A 16,472-nucleotide genomic window follows, 5' to 3' on the forward strand; every position below is an offset into this window, starting at 1 on the left:
CGGAGCCCGGGAGTGGACGATGGACCAGGCAGCGACGCCGAGGATCCGTACGGTGGCGCTCGTGGGCGCCGCGGGATCGGGCAAGACCACGCTCACCGAGGCGCTCCTGCACCGCGCCGGTGTGCTGACCCGCGCGGGTCGGGTCGAGGACGGCACCACCGTGACCGACCACGAGCCCGAGGAGATCGCGCGCGGCATCTCCCTGGGCCTCGGGGTCGCCCCCTTTCCGTGGACCGCACCGGACGGCAACGCCTACGACGTGACCCTGCTCGACGCACCGGGCTCGGCGGACTTCGCGGGTGCGGTCGACGCGGCGCTGGCGGCCGCGGACCTGGCGCTGATCGTGGTGAGCGCGGTCGACGGCGTCCAGGCGGGCACGCACGCGGCGTGGCGACTCGCGGCGGAGGCCGGGGTGCCGCGGATGGTCGTCGTCACCAAGGAGGACAAGGCGCGGGCCGACTTCCGGCACGTGCTGGCGGACCTGCGGGAGGCGTTCGGAGACGGGCTGGTCCCGCTCGAGCTGCCGCTCGGCGAGGAGACGGCGTTCACGGGCGTCGCCGACGTGCTCTCCGAGGAGGGCCTCACCTACGACCGCGAGGGCCGCCACCACACCGAGGCGTTGCCGACCGGGCTCGCCGACGAGGAGCATCGGCTGCACGACGAGGTCACCGAGGAGATCGTCGCCCACGACGACGACCAGCTCGAGCGATACCTGTCGGGGGAGCAGCCGACCGCGGCGGAGCTGGAGACGACGCTCGCGCACGAGGTCCGCGACGGCGAGGCCTTCCCCGTGCTCCTGGCGTCGGGCGTCACCGGCGTGGGCGTCGACCGGCTGGCGGACCTGCTCTGCGAGCTCGGGCCGTCGCCGGCGGACCGGACGGCCCGGGTCCAGGCCGGGAAGACGGAGGTCGAGGTCGCCGCCGACCCGAAAGGCCCCACGCTGCTGTACGCGTTCCGGACGCTCGCGGACCCGTTCGTCGGCCAGGTCACCATGTTCAGGGTCCTGTCGGGCACCGTCCGCAACGGCGACCGCCTGCTCAACACGGCCACCCGCACCGAGGAGCGCATCCCCGGGCTGTTCCGGCTGCGCGGCAAGGAGCACCTGCCCGTCGACGCCGTCCCGGCGGGGCAGGTCGGCGCCGTCGCCAAGCTCACCGGCACCCCGTCCGGGACCCTGCTGGCCGAGCGGACAGGGCCGGCCGCGTCGATGACCGCCCGGCCGCCGCGCGAGCGGGACACCGTCTACGGGCTGGCGCTGGAACCCCTCACGCAGTCCGACGACGACCGCCTCTCGGCCGCCCTCGGCCGGCTGGTCGCCGAGGACCCGACCCTGCGCGTCGACCGCTCCGGCGACAGCACCGTGCTGCGCGGTCTCGGCGACACGCACCTGGCCGTCGCGCTGGAGCGCCTGGCCCGCGTGTTCGGGGTGCACGCGAGCACCTCGCCGGTGCCCGTCGGCTACCGGGAGACCATCCGCAGGCCCGTCGAGGCCGAGGGCAAGGTGAAGAAGCAGTCCGGCGGCCACGGGCAGTTCGCGGTGGTCCAGCTGCGGGTCTCGCCCCTGCCGCACGGGTCGGGGTTCGAGTTCGTCGACGCCATCGTCGGCGGGGCCATCCCCCGCACCTACGTGCAGGCCGTGCACAAGGGCGTCGTCGAGGCGATGGCCTCCGGCGGCCCGCACGGGTACCCCGTGGTCGACCTGCGCGTCGAGGTCTACGACGGGAAGTCGCACTCGGTCGACTCCTCCGACATGGCGTTCCGGACCGCCGCGGGCAACGGCGTCCGCGACGCCCTGCACGCGGCCGGCACGATCGTGCTCGAGCCCGTCAGCCACGTCTCCGTGACGGTACCGACGACGGCGCAGGGCGACGTGATGAGCGACCTGTCCGCCCGCCGCGGCCACATCAACGCGACGACGTCCCTCGACGACGGGCTCGTGCTCATCGAGGCGTCCGTTCCCGAGGCCGAGCTGGCCCGGTACGTGCTCGACCTGCGCTCGCTGACCGGCGGCCGCGCCGAGCTGTCGATCGAGGCCGACCGGTTCGAGGTGTGTCCCGACCACCTGGTCCCCGCGTGACCGACGAGCGGGAGCTCGCCGAGCTCACGCGCCTGGTCCGGGAGTTCAGCACCGAGCGCGACTGGCAGCAGTTCCACGACCCGAAGTCGGTGATCCTCGCGCTCGTCGGCGAGGTCGGGGAGCTCGCGGAGCTGTTCCAGTGGGTGCCCGCGCACGAGGCCGTGGAGCGCTTCTCGTCGCCGGACCGCCACGCGCGAGTGTCGGAGGAGATGGCCGACATCCTCGTCTACCTGGTGTGCCTGGCCGACGTGCTCGGCGTCGACCTGGGCGAGGCCGCCCGGTCGAAGCTGGCCGACTCCCACCGCAGGTTCGCCGCCGACGAGGTCCGCGGCGTCGCGCCGCACAAGCCCTAGCCTCGTCACCATGGCCCGGTACTTCGACGTCCACCCCGAGAACCCCCAGCCGCGCTCGATCGCGCAGGTGGTCGAGCTGCTCCGCAAGGACGCGGTCATCGCCTACCCCACGGACTCCTGCTACGCACTGGGCTCCCGGATCGACAACCACGACGGCGCCGACCGCATCCGCAAGATCCGGCACCTCGACGACCGGCACCACTTCACGCTGGTCTGCTCCGACTTCGCGCAGCTGGGCCAGCTGGTGCACCTGGACAACAGCGCGTTCCGCGCCATCAAGGCGGCCACGCCCGGCCCGTACACGTTCATCCTGCTGGCCACGCCGGAGGTGCCCAAGCGGCTGGCGCACGCGAAGAAGCGGTCGGTCGGCGTACGCATCCCCGACCACCCCGTGGCCCAGGCCATCCTGCGCGAGCTCGGGGAGCCCCTCCTGTCCAGCACCCTGCTGATGCCCGGCCACGAGTGGCCCATGGTCGAGGGCTGGCAGATCAAGGAGGAGCTCGACCTGGTGCTCGACGCCGTGGTGGACGCCGGCGACTGCGGCACGGAGCCGACGACGGTGGTCGACTGGACCGACGGCACCCCGGAGGTGGTCCGCGTGGGCGCCGGCGACCCGGACCGCTTCTGACCTCCGCCGGCGCCGAACTCGTGACTCCCGGTCGAGCTCGCCGGTCGCAACCGGCGAGCTCGACGCGACGTCACGATCTCGAGCTCGCTGGCGCACGACCGGCGTCGGCGGGAGGGTGAGTCGGTGGGCAGCTACGTCGCAGTCGTCGGGCCGTCCGCGGCCGACGAGGCTGACTTGGCCGATGCGGAGGCCGTCGGGCGCGGACTCGCCGAGCGCGGGCACGTCGTGCTCTGCGGCGGTCACGGCGGGGTCATGGAGGCGGTCGCGCGGGGGGCCGCCGCGGCCGGCGGTGTCGTCGTCGCGCTGCTCCCCGGCACCGACCGGTCGGCCGCGAACCCGTTCGTCACCGTCGCGATCCCGACCGGGCTCGGCGAGCTGCGCAACGCCTTGCTCGTCCGGGCGAGCGACGTGGTCGTGAGCGTCGGCGGGTCCTGGGGCACGCTGAGCGAGGTCGCGCTCGCGGTCCGCACGGGCGTGCCTGTGGTGGCGCTGCGCGGATGGTCGCTCCCGGGCGACCCGGGGCTGCATCCGGTGGGCACCGTCGACGAGGCCCTCCGGCTGGTCGACACGCTGGGCGCCCGCGATGACTGAGATCGAGGCTCCGGCACGAGGTCGACGATGCGGGCAAGTGCAGGGGTGCCGATGACGAACGTGCCGACGAGCGCGGACGACGTGGCCCGCGCCGCTGCGGCCGCGACCGACCTCGCCGCGCTCGACGCCGTCGTCCCCACGTGCCGCGCGTGCCCTCGGCTGGTCGCGTGGCGGGAGCTCGTCGGCGTCGAGAAACGGGCCGCCTTCCGCGACGAGACGTACTGGGCGCGACCTGTCCCGGGCCTCGGCGACGAGCACGCCGGGGTGCTCGTCGTCGGCCTCGCCCCGGCGGCCCACGGCGCCAACCGCACGGGCCGCATGTTCACCGGCGACCGCTCGGGCGACTTCCTCTTCGCGGCGATGCACCGCACGGGCTTCGCCAACCAGCCGACGTCGGTGTCCCGCGACGATGGCCTCACCCTGACGGACATCCGCGTCACCGCGCCCGTGCGCTGCGCCCCACCGGCCAACGACCCGACCCCTCTCGAGCGTCGGACGTGCGGCCCGTTCCTCGGTCGAGAGCTGTCGTTGGTGCGCCCGGCGGTGATCGTCGTGCTGGGCGGGTTCGGCTGGCAGGCGCTGCTCACCACGCTCGCCGAGCAGGGCTGGCACGTCCCGCGCCCGCGGCCTCGGTTCGGCCACGGCGTGGAGCTGGTGCTGAGTGGACCGGGCGGTGCCCAGGTGGTGCTCCTCGGCTGCTTCCACGTCAGCCAGCAGAACACCTTCACCGGTCGGCTGACCCCGCAGATGCTGGACGAGGTGCTGCTGCGCGCCCGGGCCCTCGCCGCGTGACGAGTGGCCGCCGCCCTGGTGTCTGATATGTCCGGCTCACTAGGCTGCGAGCAACCCAGGGGAAGGCTCGACGATGAGCGCGACGACGTACTCGGACGAGGAATCAGCAGGACCCACGGGACGCCAGGAGGTGGTCGACCGGGCACTCCTCGACCGGATCCAGAGCGACCGCGTCTTCGACGCCGAGACTCTGCAGCCGGACGAGGTGAGCCTCCAGACGCTCCGTGACTTCACGCTGCGGTACACCGACCGCATCACCGATCGGCCGATCTACACCCTGGCCTGGCCCTCCCGGCTCTACATCCCGGGCGCGGCCAACGGCCTCACCTACTGGGTCACCGGGCCGCCCGACGCCAACCGCTACCGCTACGCGTGGACCGGCGCCACGGGACCGGCGCCGGGCTCGTTCGCCAGCGCGGCGACCGGCAGCCTCGCCGCGGTCATCAGCCCGACCTCGACCAAGGGCACGTTCCAGGCGTGGGCGGGTGTCGGCATCGACTACCGGCCCACCGCACGCCTGTCCGAGGTGCGGTTCGGCGGCTCGATCGTGGCGCTGGGGATCGACACCGTGACCGTCCTGTCGAAGGGGCGGACGATCGGCTACTCCCACGTCGGCGCGTTCGCGGACATCTTCCTGCAGGGCTGGGAGATCAACCCGGTGAACGGAGCGTGGGACAAGCTCCCGCAGTTCACGCGCCAGAACGTCTACAGCGACCCGTACCACGGTGAGCTCCTCTCGGCGAACCTGTACCACCCGCTCACCCTCTCGGACTCGACGTTCGGCACGCGCTTCCTCGTCGAGGGCGGGAAGAGGTACGCCTTCGCCGTGACGGTCGAGGTGGCGCTGGTGGTGGACGTCCGCGAGCGCGACGACCGCACCGCGTACCGGCTGCTCCCCGGCGACCAGCTCGGCCTCGAGGCTCGGCTGGGCGGCACGATCAGCCAGATGACGGTCGACACCACGGTCGTCTACCAGGCCTGAGCCATGGACATCTCGTTCGTCGCGGGCTTCGGCCCGATCACCCGGGACGGCGACGCGGCTCGGGCGTTCTGGGGCGACGGCCTCGGCCTCACGCTCGAGGAGCCGGTGCCGGGGTACCTCACCAAGGACGACCTCGAGGGCGTGAAGGCCTTCGCCCTCTGGCCGCTGTCGCAGGCGGCCGAGTCGACGTTCGGGTCCCCCGACTGGCCGGCGGAGGTGCCGACGCCGCAGGCGTGGCTCGAGTTCGACGTCCCGACCGTCGACGCCGTCGCGGCGGGGGTCGCCGAGCTGCGCGCCAAGGGCCACCGGCTGCTCAAGGACACGACCGAGGAGCCCTGGGGGCAGACGACCGCCCGGCTGCAGAGTCCCGAGGGCCTCCTGGTCGGCATCACCTACACCCCGTGGATGCACTAGACCCTTTGTTAAAGCATCGAAAAAAGCCCTACGCTGCCGGGATGGCGGACTACGTGGCGGGGATGACGTGGGGCTGGACCGGCGTGCGCGGCACGTGGGGCGACCCGGAGGCCGAGCGGTCGATGGACCTCATGGTCGAGCGGCTCGGCGTGACCTGGACGGCCATCACGTTCGGTGCCCTCCAGGACACCGCGCAGTCCACCGAGATCCACTTCCGCGACGAGCCGACGGTCACCGACGACGAGGTCCGGTGGGCGATCCGCGCCGCCAAGCAGCGGGGTCTGAAGGTGTGCCTCAAGCCCGTGGTCAACGTCCGCAACGGGACCTGGCGTGCGCACATCAGCTTCTTCGACGTCGACGTGCCGCCCGAGCCCACGTGGGCGCAATGGTTCGCCGCCTACACGGAGTTCATCGTGCACCACGCCCGGATCGCGGCGGAGGAGGGCGTCGAGATGTTCTGCATCGGCTGCGAGATGGTCCAGTCCGACCGCCGCGAGGACGAGTGGCGCGCGCTCATCGCGGAGGTCCGCGCCGTCTACGACGGGCTGGTCACCTACAACTGCGACAAGTACCAGGAGGACCACGTGACCTGGTGGGACGCGGTCGACGTCATCTCGTCGTCGGGCTACTACCCGGTCGACGACTGGGAGAACCAGCTCGACCGCATCGCGCCCGTCGTCGCGGCGCACGGCAAGCCGTTCGTGTTCCTGGAGGCCGGCTGCCCGAGCCGCGTCGGCTCCCCCGCCCTCCCCAACGACTGGGCGCTCGCGGGGGCACCGAGCGAGCAGGCGCAGGTCGAGTGGTACGAGGCCGCGTTCACCGCGTGCGCGCGGCGCGACTGGGTGGGCGGATTCCTGCTCTGGGACTGGCCGGCCCGGCTCTACGACGAGAGCGCCGCGGCGACGAACGACGACTACTGCGTGTTCGGCAAGGCCGCCGAGGGCGTCGTGCGGTGCGCCTACGCGAAGGCGTTGAGTAGGTAGAGGACGCCGAACACGGAGCCGAGCAGCCCACCGACGATCGCGAACCACGCGCGCCCGGACCCGTGCCCGCCTGTGCGGGCGCGGCGCAGCGCGATCACGCCGAGGGCGATCGCCACCGGCCCGAGGGGCCAGATCAGCAGCGCCAGGAGCCCCAGGTAGCCCGCCACGACCGACTGCCAGGAGCGACCCACCGGCAACAGCCAGTGCAGGGTGTTGTCGGGTCCAGCTCCCGCGGTGTCACCCACAGGCGCCGGCGGCCAGGCGGCTGTCAGCACCATGCCCGGGGCGGGCGGCAGCGGCGCCGTGTGAGAGGTCCACCCGGCGCCGTCGAACCAGCGCAGCACGCCGGGGGTCGCGCGGTCGTCGTACCAGCCAGGAGGGATCGTCATTTGACGGAGACCGTCTTCACGATCTTGTCCGCGAACGTCTGCCGCTTCGCGTCCCAGAGCGGGAACCAGAAGCCCAGCCCGAGGATCCAGCAGTCGAACCAGTGCGTGATGTCACGCAACAACGCCCGCCCCACGCCGACGTTCTCCCCGGTCTCCTCGCGCACGAGCCGGAGACCCACCACCTGCTTGCCCCACGACTGACCGGTGCGGGCCTGCCGGAAGCCACGGTTCCACACCCAGAGACCGAACGAGACGAGACCGCCGACGACGAACAGCGCCGTTCCGGTCGTCGTGGGCACCGACGTCGGCTGTCCGTACGCGTCGTACCCGGGGGTCGCCGAGAAGGCGGAGACGAATGCCCCGACCCAGTAAGGGATCAGCGCGAGCAGGTCCAGCAACATCGCACCGACGCGCAGGCCCCAGTGGGCATACGTCGGCGCGACGCCGAGAGTCATGGGCGGATAGCCGTACCCGTACCCGTACCCGGCACCCTGCGGCGCCGGGACACCGTACTGGGGGGCGGGCGTGCCGTATGCCGCGTACGCCGGGTAGCTCTGCGCGGGCGTGCCGTAAGTCTCGCCACCGTACGGTGGCGGGTATGCCGGCTCGGGGACGGTCGGCTGCGGAGCGGGTGCGACGTAGGCACCGGGCTGCCACGTGGCCCCGCTCGGCGTCTGGTACGGGTCCTGGTTGCTCACGGCGCTCCTCGGGTCGGGCAGCCCCGACGGCCGCGCCCTGCGGATCGCATCGACAGGTGGCCGGCGCTCATTGAGCCCCGACGTGGCCGCACCGTCAGGCGTCACCCGCCCGGCTCAGCCGTCAGGTCAGTCGAGTGCCACGTGCAGCCCGACCCCCGCCGCGGCGGTGGCGATCGTGACGTCGAACAGCAGGCCTGGATCGGCGGCGACGCGGTGCAGGTGGCCGAAGAGCTCGACAGAGATCGCGCCGACGAGCGAGGTGAACAGCGTGGCCGACCGGGCGGCCGCCCGGACCATCTCCACGGGAACCGCGGCGGGGTCGGTCCAGCCGGCGAACGCGAACACCTCGGGGCTGAGCAGGCCGTGCGGGTCGAAGTCGGGGCCGGTGGGGCGTAGGGACCCGTCGCCGGCGGCCTGCATGAGGAGGCCGACGATGACGCCCCACAGCCGCAGGGCTGACGCGACCGTGTCGTCCGGCGCGCGGTAGCCGCGCACCGGGGTGCCGTAGATCAGCTCGAACGAGTAGCGCTGGTCGAGCGCCCAGCCCCGGACGGCCCGCGCCACCTCGAGCCACACCTGGGCGGGGTCGTCTCCGCGGCCCCGCGCAGCAGCGGCGGCCGTCTCGGCCACGGAGCCGACGGCGTCGTACGACTCGATGATGAGCAGCGTGAGCAGCGCGTCGCGCGACGGCACGTAGCGGTAGACCGCCGACGACGCGACGCCGAGGTCCCGGGCGACGGCCCGCAGCGACAGGTCCGCCGCACCGTCGCTGACCAGCCGCGCGCGGGCAGCCGCGAGCAGCTCGGACATCACCTCGGCGCGGGCACGTTCGCGCGCTGTCTTGATCTCGGCCATGAGCACAGTGTGCCAGAGCACCGATCACAAGTGAGAGCACTGCTCTTGCGCGTCGTCTCGAATAGTGCGAGCATTGCTCGCAGACGAGAGCACCGCTCTCACTTGTCGAGGGGATCGATCATGCCGCGCCACGTCGTCGTCGGAAAGGGAGCCGTCGGCTCCACCCTGGCCCAGCTGCTCGCGGAGCAGGGCTCGGAGGTCCTGGTGCTCAGCCGGTCGGGCGGGGTGTCGTCGGGCCGGATCACGCACACCGCGGTCGACGCCCTCGATGTCCCCGCGCTGGTACGCGCCGCCGCCGGCGCCGATGTCCTCTACAACTGCGTGAACCCCGCCTACGACCGCTGGGCCACGGACTGGCCGCCGCTGATGACCGCGATGCTCGACGCCGCGGCGACGACGGGCGCGGTGCTCGTCACCGCCGGCAACCTCTACGGGTACGCGTCGCACGGCGCCGTGATGACGGAGGACTCCCCGCTCGACGCCACCGACACGAAGGGGGCCGTCCGCGCGCAGATGTGGAGGGAGGCCGAGCGCCGGCACCGCGCCGGCGAGCTGCGGGCGACGGAGGTGCGCGCCGCCGACTACCTCGGCCCGCTCGCGGACTCCCAGGCGCACGCCGGGCCGCGCTTCCTCGACCCGCTGCTGGCCGGAAAGGTCGCGCGCCCGATCGTCGGCGTCGACCAGCCGCACAGCTGGACGTACCTGCCCGACTTCGCGCGGGCCCTCGTCGCCGCCGGCAGCACCCCCGCCGCGTGGGGCCGCGCGTGGCACGTGCCCACCGCCGAGCCGCTGACGTTCCGCGAGCTGGGCGCGCGGTTCGCCCCGAACCCTCGGATCGCGCCGGTCCCGGCTCCTGTGGTGCGCGCCCTCGGGCTGGTCGTCCCGCTGCTGCGCGAGGTGGCTGCCGTCGCCGACCACTTCTCTCAGCCGTACGTCATGGACTCCGCCGCGTCGTCGCGGGTGCTCGGCTTCGTCGCGACGCCCTGGGACCAGGTCGTCGAGGAGATGCTCGCCGCGCGAGCGCCCGTGCCTGTCGGAGGTCGGGCGTAGCGTCGGGTGCCATGAAGTTCGGAGTCACGGCGTCCTGCGGGTCCGCTGCGCAGTCGATCGAGATGGCCGTCGCCGCCGAGGAGGCGGGCTGGGACGGGTTCTTCGCCTGGGACGGCATCAGCGTCGGGCCCATGGACACGTTCGACCCGTGGACGATCCTCGGCGCGGCCGCTGTGCAGACCACCCGCCTCACGCTCGGCGCCATGGTGTTCTCGCTCCCCCGGCGCAAGCCGTGGGAGGTAGCCCGCCAGGCGCTGACCGTCGACCACCTGTCGGGCGGGCGGCTCGTGCTCCCGGTCGGGCTCGGGGCGATCGACGACGGCGCCTACAGCCGGGTGTCCGGAGAGCACGTCGACGCAAAGGATCGGGCGGCGCTGCTCGACGACTCCCTCGCCATCCTCGACCTCGCCTGGACCGGGGAGCCGTTCAGCTATGCGGGCACGTTCCACCAGGTCACCGACCTGGTGTTCCAGCCGCGGCCGCTGCGCGGGACCATCCCGGTCTGGGTGATCGGGTCGTGGTTCGCGCCGCGCTCGATGCGCCGGGCGGCCGGCCGCGACGGGGTCATCGCGATCCGTCGCGAGGACGGGTTCACCCCTCTGAAGCCGGACGAGCTGCGCAAGGTGAGCGACTGGGTGACCGAGCAGCGCGACGGGGAACCGTTCGAGCTCGTCGCCGAGGGCGTGCTGCCGACGGAGCCGACGGCCGCGCGCGAGAAGATCGAGGCCCTCGAGGCCGCCGGGGTCACGTGGTGGATCGACTCGAACTGGGACTTCGACACGGTCACCCCCGACGGCCTGCTGGAGCGGATCCGACGCGGTCCTCTCCCCACGTGACCCGCGCGCCGGTCACGGTCGCCGACTGCGAGCGCGTCCAGACCAGCTGGTTCCAGCTGCGCTCGGAGGTGCTCGGCGTGCCGTCCTGGGAGGACACCGGGCTGACCTGGGCCAACGGTGACCTCATGTTCCCGCGGGTCATCGACCCGGCGGCGCTCGCACGGGGTGTGGAGCGGGCACGCGCAACGGGCACGCGCATCGTCGGCGCCTGGCTGGGTCTCGACGTCGATGCGAGCCCGCTCGCAGCCGCGGGGTTCGAGCGGGGCTGGTCGCCGTGGTGGATGGCGGGACCGGCGGATCTCGGGCTCCCCGCCGACCCGCGGGTCGAGCTGCAGGAGCGGACCGACGAGCACGCCGCCTACGCCAGCGAGCTGGCGATGGCCCGGTTGCGACCGCCTCGCGCGTGGCACGCCGCGGCGTACGACGACGGTCGGTTGGCGGGTCGGGCGTGGTCCCACCTCGTCGACAACCTGGCCGGGGTCTTCGACGTCGCGGTGTGGGAGTCGTCCCAGCGTCGCGGCCTGGGCACCGGGCTGATGCAGGCGGTGTGCTCCCCGGCCGTCGCGGAGGGGGCCGAGCATGTGGTGCTCAACTCGACGCCCGCCGGTCGCGCGCTCTACGAGCGGTGCGGGCTGCGGCTGATCGGGACGGGCATCACGTGGTGGCTGCACCTTCCGGCGTGACGAGGTCGCAGACCGCATCGTCCCAGGTCAGCAGCGTCGGCAGCCCCGTCCTGGTAGCAGGCTGCCCGAGTTCGGGACATCGACGGCCCGAAGGTGCGTCACACTCTCCTTAGACGCGAAGGAGCACCATGCTGACATGCCCGGTCTGTAGATCCGGAGAGCTCGAGCTCGTCGAACGGCTGGCGGACGACCGCCGCACCGTTCGCTGCACGGCCTGCAACCACCAGTGGACGCGCGGAGAGGCGAAGACGTCGGCCCCGCTGCCCTCGTCGTCGGCCGACCTGCAGGCCCGGTTCCCCGACCGCACCGCCGTCGACCCGACCCGGCTCGAGCAGGTCGAGAAGCTGGCCGCGGCGGCGCCGCCCACCGAACCGGGGTACGACTGGTCGCACTACCAGCAGGTGTTCAGCCGCGAGGCGATCACCACCTGCGAGCCGCGGGACCTCAAGGCGTTCGTCAACGACACCCCCGGCGCGACCAACGCGACCACGGCGTCGTTCAACCGCGCCTGGGACAAGATGGGTGAGCACGAGGCCTCCGCCCGCACGCGCAACACCATCCGCTACCTGCTGTACGGGCCCGAGACCGTGCCCCTCCCGGACCGGCTGACCCGCCTGATCCTGGGCCAGGGCGGCCTCGGCATGACCGGCTTCAAGGAGCCGGCGCTGACCCGCGTGCTGTGTGCCATGGCGCCCGACACCTACCTGCCGATCTCGACGTACGGCGCCGCGCGCGGCGGCAAGCGCGAGATCGCCAAGCGGGTCTACGGGCTCACGCTGCCCGACGTCGCCAAGGAGCAGTTCACCATCGGCAGGCTCGCCCTGTGGAGCAACGACCTGCTGGTCGACCTGGTCGGCAACGACTTCGACGACCTCACTCAGGCGGCGGCGTTCCTGACGACGGTCAAGCCCTAGCTCATTCGTCGTGGGGCCGGGCGAGCTCGTCGCGCAGGGTCGCGACGACGTCCGGCCCCAGCTCGAAGCCCTGCGAGCTGCCCGGGTTGACCACGATGCCGACGTCCGCGGGCATGCGCAGCAGCACCTCGCGCACCGGCATCGCGATGGCCTCGCCGCCCACCCGGCCTTCGTCGTGGAAGCGCTGTGCCGACGAGAACGCGACCAGGTGGTGCACGCCGTCGCGGTCCAGGATCGCCGGGATGAATCCCTCGAAGTGCTCGCCCACCGGGCCGCCGCTCGGTACCGCCAGCGGCTCGTAGGCGAACCGGGTCAGCAGCTTGACCCCGTCGATCGTGCCGGGCGTTGCCGTGCGCAGCGCCTGGTCGAAGTCCTTCATGTGCGTGCTCCCTCGTCGTTGCGGGCGAGGCTCACGCTACCGGCGTCCTAGGCGGTCGCCAGCCGGAACAGCGTCGGCGTCACGACCTCGAGCCGTCGGACCTCGAAACCCGTGCGCCGGCCGAGAACGTGCCGTGACCAGGCGTGCCGTCGGCAGAGCTCCTCGCTCGACCACACCTGGCCGTTGGGCCAGCCCGGGGTGTCCAGACGGACGCCCATCACCTCGCCCATGACCATGACCCAGCGGTCGTCCGGGCCGTCGTCGGCGGCGTCACCGATCGGGTGGGCGACCGCCCAGACCGTGGCGCCGATGTCGGCTTGGTGGTTGTCGGTCGCGGAGTAGAGACGGGGCGATGCGAGCGTGGCGGCCATGGCTGGTCCTCTCGTCGACACCACCCATCAGACGCGGTCGACGTGGCGTCGGTGTGACGGGCGCCTGACGACCGGATGACGTCCTGCCGTCGACTTGTCCACAGGCCGTCCGCGGGGTCCCGGTGATCGTCGCTAGCGTCCCGCTGGTCGACGGACGAGGGGGATCGATGGACGGCTTCGAGCTCGACGCCGACGAGCTGATCGTGGTCGCGGGGCGCCTGGATGCCGTGGCTGAGCTCGGCGGTCTGATCCCCGTGGCCACGCTCGGCCACGACCGCCTCGACGCCGCGCTCGCGCGGTTCGGTGCAGCGTGGACCCGGGGTCACGAGGTGCTCACGACCGACGCGGCCGCCGCGAGCTCGGGCCTTCGCGACGTGGTCACCGCGACACGCTCGACCGACGCGCTCGTCGCCGAACGACTGCTGGGGCTGCGGTGATCACCGAGCTCCGCGCACGCTCGGCTTGGTACGAGGACGCCGGCCAGCAGCTCCGCTCGGCGTGCACCGACGGCTGGACCGGCTCAGCGGCCGATGCCTTTCGCGACCGGTACGCCGCCGAGCCCGCACGGTGGTTCCGGGCCGCCGACGCCATGACCGCGGCGGCCGACGCCCTCGAGCTGCACGCCGACACGGTCGCGTGGGCCGACGCCCGCGCGCGGCACGCCGACCAGCTGCTCGTCCTCGCGGCCACCTCGCCCGAGGGCGACCGCTTGCGCGCCGAGGCCGCCGACGTCCTGTCCGACGCCCGTGACCAGCTGGAGCGGTCCGGCGACGACGCCGCGCGCCGCATCGACGAGGCGGCGTCCTGGGCGCCACAGACCCCCACCTGGGCCGACCACGTCGGCGACTGGTGGTCCCGAGCGTGGCACGCCGGCGCCAACGCGGGCATCGACGCCGCAAACACCCTTCTCTCCGTCGGCCACGCGGCCGGTCAGCACCCCGAGGACGTCGCCGCGCTGGTGGGCGGCACGGTGCTGATCCAGCTCGGAGCCGGGGGCGAGGTCGGCGGGTTCGCCCTCGATGCCACCGGCGTCGGCGCCGTGGCCGGCGTGCCGATCAACATCGCGTCGGCCGCACTCATCGGCGCCGGCGCCGTGCTCGTCGCGGGGGGCGCCGGGTCGTTGATGCAGCACGCGGCCGAGGAGCCGGTCTCAGCCCTCGATCGTCTGCCGGAAGGCGAGCCGCTCACGAACGCCCGCGGCCACATCGGTGCGCCCGACCCAGACCCACCGACAGGAGCCAAACCCGGGTGGATCAAGTTTCGCGCTGCGAATGGCCAGGGGTGGGTCTGGCAGGATCGAGACGCCTTCAACGCCGGCGGGAACGCGTGGCAGTTCCGCCACATGGACCCGACCGACCGCTATCCCACCGGGTACGTCCGCATGACGAACGGGAATCAGCAACCACTCGGCCTCGACGGCAAGCCCGGTACGCCCGCCGAGTCCCACCTTCCCGTGGACTCGCGGGGTACCTATCCGCTTCCCGAGAATTGGTGACCATGGACCTCGCGTTCGACGGCTTCGTCGTGACAGAGGTGGCGATCGACTTCACCTTGCGGCTCAACGGTCTGCCACGTGGAACGTTCACCTTCGAGAACGCCGTGCTGATCGAACGACCCGACCACGGATCCGACCTCATCCCCGTTGGGACCCGAGACCTCACCGGGGTAGCCGCATTCGATTTCCTCTCCGGGCTGACTGTCGGCGCGGCAGTCGCGGAGTCAACCGGTTCCCTGGCCGTGACCTTTACAGACGGCAGCAGGCTCCGCGTCGACCCCTCCCGGGACTTCGAGGCGTGGGGTGCTGTCTCGCCTGAAGGGGTTCAGTACATCTGCCTGCCGGGCGGCGAGATAGCGACGTTTGGTCTTCCCGGTCCCAGCTGACTGCAACCTCACTCCGTCGGCGGCGGACCGCCGTGCGCATTCACCTTCCTCGGCAGCACGAAGACGAGCGCGAAGGCGACGATCGACAGCGCAGCGCTGACCGCCATGGCATGCGCGGCGGCGTCGACGAACGCCTGCTGGACGTCCGCGGGGCCGGTGATGTGCAGGGTGCCGAACAGGACGCTGCCGATGACCGCGATGCCGATAGCCGACCCGACGCGCTGCATCACGCTGATCACGCCGCTGGCCGACCCGGCCTCGGACCGGTCGACCGTCGCGACGATGAACTGGACGTTCGGCGCGATGAAGAGACCGCTGCCGATGCCCGCGATGAGCAGTGGGGCCAGCAGGTCCCAGTTCACCAGGTCCGCCGCCGGCTCGATCCGGAGCACCAGCCACACCCAGACCAGCCCGACGCAGACCATCGCCGTGCCGACGATCAGCACGGTCCGCCCCAGCCGCTGCGACAGCCGGTTGCTCTGCGACGCACCGATGATGCTGCCGATCGCGAACGGCACCCCGACCACGCCGGACTCCAGCGCCGTGTGCCCAAGACCCGCCTGCCAGAGCAGCGAGATGGTGAAGAAGATGCTGGTGAACGCCGCGAAGTAGACCAGCGCGAGGATCGTCCCGCCGGTGAACTGGGGATGCGAGAACAGGTGCGGCGGCACCATCGGGTTCTCGTCGGCGATCCGCAGCTCCCACAGCGCGAACGCGACGATCAGCAGCACGCCCGCGACAAGGGTGATGAACGTCCACGCCGGCCAGCCCTTGTCCTGGCCCTCGATCAACGGCACGAGCACCGCCACCAGACCCGCGGTCAGCAAGGCCAGCCCGACGAAGTCGTACCCCGGCTTGGCATGACCCTCCGAGCCGGCGGGCAGGATCTTCGCGGCAGCGATCAGCGCGATGATCCCGATCGGGATGTTGACCCAGAAGACCAGGCGCCAGCCGTTCTCGTCACCAAACGCCTCGATGATCAACCCACCGAGGATCGGCCCGAGGGCCGTCGAGACCCCGATAACGGACCCGAGGATCGCGAACGCCTTCCCGCGCACCGCGGGCTGGAACAGCAGCTGGATCATCGCCGTGACGCCCGGCACGAACATCCCACCTGCGAGCCCCTGGACCACGCGCGCGACGATCAGCTGGAGGCTTGTCTGCGCGAGCCCGCAGAACAGGCTGGCGATGGTGAACAGCAGCAGGCCGGTGAAGAAGACCCACTTGTGCCCGATCCGGTCCCCCACCCGCCCCGCAGGGATCAGCGCAATGCCGAAGGCCAGCGCGTACCCGCTGATGATCCAGCTGAGCGTCGCCTCCGACGCATCGAGGCTGTTCCGGATCGTCGGCAGCGCGACGTTCACGATCGTCGTGTCCAGCAAGGCCATGAACATGCCGGCCATGAGGACGATGAGCGCGTTCCACGCGCTGCGGGGGACCGTGGGGGGTTGGTACGGCCTGGCCGTCGTCGCGTCCGTCATCGGTGCTGCCCTTCGGGCGGATAGGCGACGCGGCCGACGCGCGTCTCCAACCACGGTCCACCGGGGCCGGCCGTCATGCAACGCGGGGATGCCGCTCGAGGACCGCTCCTCCCGC

Annotated in this window: 21 protein-coding genes; 15 read left to right on the top strand and 6 right to left on the bottom strand. The window is 72.2% G+C overall.

Annotated features, from left to right (window positions below; genetic code table 11):
• Positions 1 to 19: 19 nt before the first annotated feature.
• From ACXJKA_RS05135 to ACXJKA_RS05170, 8 genes are all read left to right on the top strand, one after another.
• A complete protein-coding gene (locus ACXJKA_RS05135; protein ID WP_456824094.1) occupies positions 20 to 2,077 on the top strand; it encodes an elongation factor G in 2,058 nt (685 codons plus the stop codon).
• Positions 2,074 to 2,430 carry a nucleotide pyrophosphohydrolase gene (locus ACXJKA_RS05140; protein ID WP_456824095.1) on the top strand — a complete coding sequence of 119 codons (357 nt, stop codon included), beginning with the start codon at positions 2,074 to 2,076 and terminating at the stop codon, positions 2,428 to 2,430. Before ACXJKA_RS05135 ends, ACXJKA_RS05140 begins: the two co-directional genes overlap by 4 nt.
• Positions 2,431 to 2,440: 10 nt before the next feature.
• Positions 2,441 to 3,058 carry an L-threonylcarbamoyladenylate synthase gene (locus tag ACXJKA_RS05145; protein WP_456824096.1) on the top strand — a complete coding sequence of 206 codons (618 nt, stop codon included), beginning with the start codon at positions 2,441 to 2,443 and terminating at the stop codon, positions 3,056 to 3,058.
• Positions 3,059 to 3,181: 123 nt separating this feature from the next.
• The gene (locus ACXJKA_RS05150) at positions 3,182 to 3,649 is read left to right on the top strand and encodes a TIGR00725 family protein (protein WP_456824097.1); all 468 of its coding nucleotides are present in this window, start codon (positions 3,182 to 3,184) and stop codon (positions 3,647 to 3,649) included.
• A gap of 51 nt (positions 3,650 to 3,700) precedes the next feature.
• Complete coding sequence (locus ACXJKA_RS05155) at positions 3,701 to 4,441, top strand: uracil-DNA glycosylase (protein ID WP_456824098.1); 741 nt, start codon at positions 3,701 to 3,703, stop codon at positions 4,439 to 4,441.
• A 73-nt stretch (positions 4,442 to 4,514) separates the two neighbouring features.
• Complete coding sequence (locus ACXJKA_RS05160) at positions 4,515 to 5,423, top strand: hypothetical protein (RefSeq protein WP_456824099.1); 909 nt, start codon at positions 4,515 to 4,517, stop codon at positions 5,421 to 5,423.
• Between the two features lie 3 nt (positions 5,424 to 5,426).
• Complete coding sequence (locus ACXJKA_RS05165; protein ID WP_456824100.1) at positions 5,427 to 5,837, top strand: VOC family protein; 411 nt, start codon at positions 5,427 to 5,429, stop codon at positions 5,835 to 5,837.
• 41 nt (positions 5,838 to 5,878) lie between these two features.
• A complete protein-coding gene (locus ACXJKA_RS05170; protein ID WP_456824101.1) occupies positions 5,879 to 6,820 on the top strand; it encodes a glycoside hydrolase family 113 in 942 nt (313 codons plus the stop codon).
• On the opposite strand, the gene ACXJKA_RS05175 is transcribed toward ACXJKA_RS05170, so the two are convergent.
• The 3 genes from ACXJKA_RS05175 to ACXJKA_RS05185 all read right to left on the bottom strand — a co-directional run bounded on the left by ACXJKA_RS05175 (position 6,796) and on the right by ACXJKA_RS05185 (position 8,762).
• Complete coding sequence (locus ACXJKA_RS05175; protein WP_456824102.1) at positions 6,796 to 7,209, bottom strand: DUF2510 domain-containing protein; 414 nt, start codon at positions 7,207 to 7,209, stop codon at positions 6,796 to 6,798. The two genes, ACXJKA_RS05170 and ACXJKA_RS05175, sit on opposite strands and share 25 nt — an antisense overlap.
• Positions 7,206 to 7,907 carry an RDD family protein gene (locus ACXJKA_RS05180; protein ID WP_456824103.1) on the bottom strand — a complete coding sequence of 234 codons (702 nt, stop codon included), beginning with the start codon at positions 7,905 to 7,907 and terminating at the stop codon, positions 7,206 to 7,208. Before ACXJKA_RS05180 ends, ACXJKA_RS05175 begins: the two co-directional genes overlap by 4 nt.
• Positions 7,908 to 8,033: 126 nt before the next feature.
• The gene (locus ACXJKA_RS05185) at positions 8,034 to 8,762 is read right to left on the bottom strand and encodes a TetR/AcrR family transcriptional regulator (protein WP_456824104.1); all 729 of its coding nucleotides are present in this window, start codon (positions 8,760 to 8,762) and stop codon (positions 8,034 to 8,036) included.
• 120 nt (positions 8,763 to 8,882) lie between these two features.
• On the opposite strand from ACXJKA_RS05185, the gene ACXJKA_RS05190 reads away from it, so the two are divergent.
• The 4 genes from ACXJKA_RS05190 to ACXJKA_RS05205 all read left to right on the top strand — a co-directional run bounded on the left by ACXJKA_RS05190 (position 8,883) and on the right by ACXJKA_RS05205 (position 12,245).
• Positions 8,883 to 9,812 (top strand): NAD-dependent epimerase/dehydratase family protein, encoded by a 930-nt coding sequence (locus ACXJKA_RS05190; RefSeq protein WP_456824105.1) that lies wholly within the window; start codon positions 8,883 to 8,885, stop codon positions 9,810 to 9,812.
• 11 nt (positions 9,813 to 9,823) lie between these two features.
• Complete coding sequence (locus tag ACXJKA_RS05195) at positions 9,824 to 10,648, top strand: LLM class flavin-dependent oxidoreductase (protein WP_456824106.1); 825 nt, start codon at positions 9,824 to 9,826, stop codon at positions 10,646 to 10,648.
• Positions 10,645 to 11,331, top strand: a complete 687-nt coding sequence (locus ACXJKA_RS05200) for a GNAT family N-acetyltransferase (RefSeq protein ID WP_456824107.1) — start codon at positions 10,645 to 10,647, stop codon at positions 11,329 to 11,331. The genes ACXJKA_RS05195 and ACXJKA_RS05200 overlap by 4 nt, the downstream gene beginning before the upstream one ends.
• Positions 11,332 to 11,459: 128 nt before the next feature.
• Entirely contained in the window at positions 11,460 to 12,245 is a 786-nt protein-coding gene (locus ACXJKA_RS05205; protein ID WP_456824108.1) for a hypothetical protein, read from the top strand.
• A 1-nt stretch (position 12,246) separates the two neighbouring features.
• Here the strand turns inward: ACXJKA_RS05205 and ACXJKA_RS05210 are convergent, their stop codons facing one another.
• Positions 12,247 to 12,624, bottom strand: a complete 378-nt coding sequence (locus ACXJKA_RS05210) for an SseB family protein (protein ID WP_456824109.1) — start codon at positions 12,622 to 12,624, stop codon at positions 12,247 to 12,249.
• A gap of 47 nt (positions 12,625 to 12,671) precedes the next feature.
• Positions 12,672 to 12,995, bottom strand: a complete 324-nt coding sequence (locus ACXJKA_RS05215) for a hypothetical protein (protein ID WP_456824110.1) — start codon at positions 12,993 to 12,995, stop codon at positions 12,672 to 12,674.
• Between the two features lie 167 nt (positions 12,996 to 13,162).
• Here ACXJKA_RS05215 and ACXJKA_RS05220 point away from each other — a divergent pair, with 167 nt between their 5' ends.
• Genes ACXJKA_RS05220 through ACXJKA_RS05230 form a run of 3 tightly spaced genes read left to right on the top strand, consistent with a single transcriptional unit; the run spans position 13,163 to position 14,876 of the window.
• Positions 13,163 to 13,432: a hypothetical protein gene (locus tag ACXJKA_RS05220; RefSeq protein ID WP_456824111.1), complete on the top strand. Its 270-nt coding sequence runs from the start codon at positions 13,163 to 13,165 to the stop codon at positions 13,430 to 13,432.
• Positions 13,429 to 14,490 carry a putative T7SS-secreted protein gene (locus ACXJKA_RS05225; protein WP_456824112.1) on the top strand — a complete coding sequence of 354 codons (1,062 nt, stop codon included), beginning with the start codon at positions 13,429 to 13,431 and terminating at the stop codon, positions 14,488 to 14,490. Before ACXJKA_RS05220 ends, ACXJKA_RS05225 begins: the two co-directional genes overlap by 4 nt.
• Before the next feature lie 2 nt (positions 14,491 to 14,492).
• Positions 14,493 to 14,876 carry a DUF6188 family protein gene (locus ACXJKA_RS05230; RefSeq protein ID WP_456824113.1) on the top strand — a complete coding sequence of 128 codons (384 nt, stop codon included), beginning with the start codon at positions 14,493 to 14,495 and terminating at the stop codon, positions 14,874 to 14,876.
• 8 nt (positions 14,877 to 14,884) lie between these two features.
• Here ACXJKA_RS05230 and ACXJKA_RS05235 read toward each other — a convergent pair whose 3' ends face one another.
• Positions 14,885 to 16,357, bottom strand: coding sequence for a DHA2 family efflux MFS transporter permease subunit (locus ACXJKA_RS05235; protein ID WP_456824114.1), 1,473 nt, complete (start codon positions 16,355 to 16,357; stop codon positions 14,885 to 14,887).
• Positions 16,358 to 16,472: the final 115 nt, after the last annotated feature.

The organism is Cellulomonas sp. P5_E12, assembly GCF_054049315.1.

Excerpts from the sequence above, each read along its gene's own strand:
- ACXJKA_RS05135 (WP_456824094.1), top strand. The coding sequence starts at position 20 with ATGGACCAGGCAGCGACGCCGAGGATCCGTACGGTGGCGCTCGTGGGC.
- ACXJKA_RS05145 (WP_456824096.1), top strand. The coding sequence starts at position 2,441 with ATGGCCCGGTACTTCGACGTCCACCCCGAGAACCCCCAGCCGCGCTCG.
- ACXJKA_RS05155 (WP_456824098.1), top strand. The coding sequence starts at position 3,701 with ATGACGAACGTGCCGACGAGCGCGGACGACGTGGCCCGCGCCGCTGCG.
- ACXJKA_RS05160 (WP_456824099.1), top strand. The coding sequence starts at position 4,515 with ATGAGCGCGACGACGTACTCGGACGAGGAATCAGCAGGACCCACGGGA.
- ACXJKA_RS05165 (WP_456824100.1), top strand. The coding sequence starts at position 5,427 with ATGGACATCTCGTTCGTCGCGGGCTTCGGCCCGATCACCCGGGACGGC.
- ACXJKA_RS05170 (WP_456824101.1), top strand. The coding sequence starts at position 5,879 with ATGGCGGACTACGTGGCGGGGATGACGTGGGGCTGGACCGGCGTGCGC.
- ACXJKA_RS05175 (WP_456824102.1), bottom strand. The coding sequence starts at position 7,209 with ATGACGATCCCTCCTGGCTGGTACGACGACCGCGCGACCCCCGGCGTG.
- ACXJKA_RS05185 (WP_456824104.1), bottom strand. The coding sequence starts at position 8,762 with ATGGCCGAGATCAAGACAGCGCGCGAACGTGCCCGCGCCGAGGTGATG.
- ACXJKA_RS05190 (WP_456824105.1), top strand. The coding sequence starts at position 8,883 with ATGCCGCGCCACGTCGTCGTCGGAAAGGGAGCCGTCGGCTCCACCCTG.
- ACXJKA_RS05195 (WP_456824106.1), top strand. The coding sequence starts at position 9,824 with ATGAAGTTCGGAGTCACGGCGTCCTGCGGGTCCGCTGCGCAGTCGATC.
- ACXJKA_RS05205 (WP_456824108.1), top strand. The coding sequence starts at position 11,460 with ATGCTGACATGCCCGGTCTGTAGATCCGGAGAGCTCGAGCTCGTCGAA.
- ACXJKA_RS05210 (WP_456824109.1), bottom strand. The coding sequence starts at position 12,624 with ATGAAGGACTTCGACCAGGCGCTGCGCACGGCAACGCCCGGCACGATC.
- ACXJKA_RS05215 (WP_456824110.1), bottom strand. The coding sequence starts at position 12,995 with ATGGCCGCCACGCTCGCATCGCCCCGTCTCTACTCCGCGACCGACAAC.
- ACXJKA_RS05220 (WP_456824111.1), top strand. The coding sequence starts at position 13,163 with ATGGACGGCTTCGAGCTCGACGCCGACGAGCTGATCGTGGTCGCGGGG.
- ACXJKA_RS05230 (WP_456824113.1), top strand. The coding sequence starts at position 14,493 with ATGGACCTCGCGTTCGACGGCTTCGTCGTGACAGAGGTGGCGATCGAC.
- ACXJKA_RS05235 (WP_456824114.1), bottom strand. The coding sequence starts at position 16,357 with ATGACGGACGCGACGACGGCCAGGCCGTACCAACCCCCCACGGTCCCC.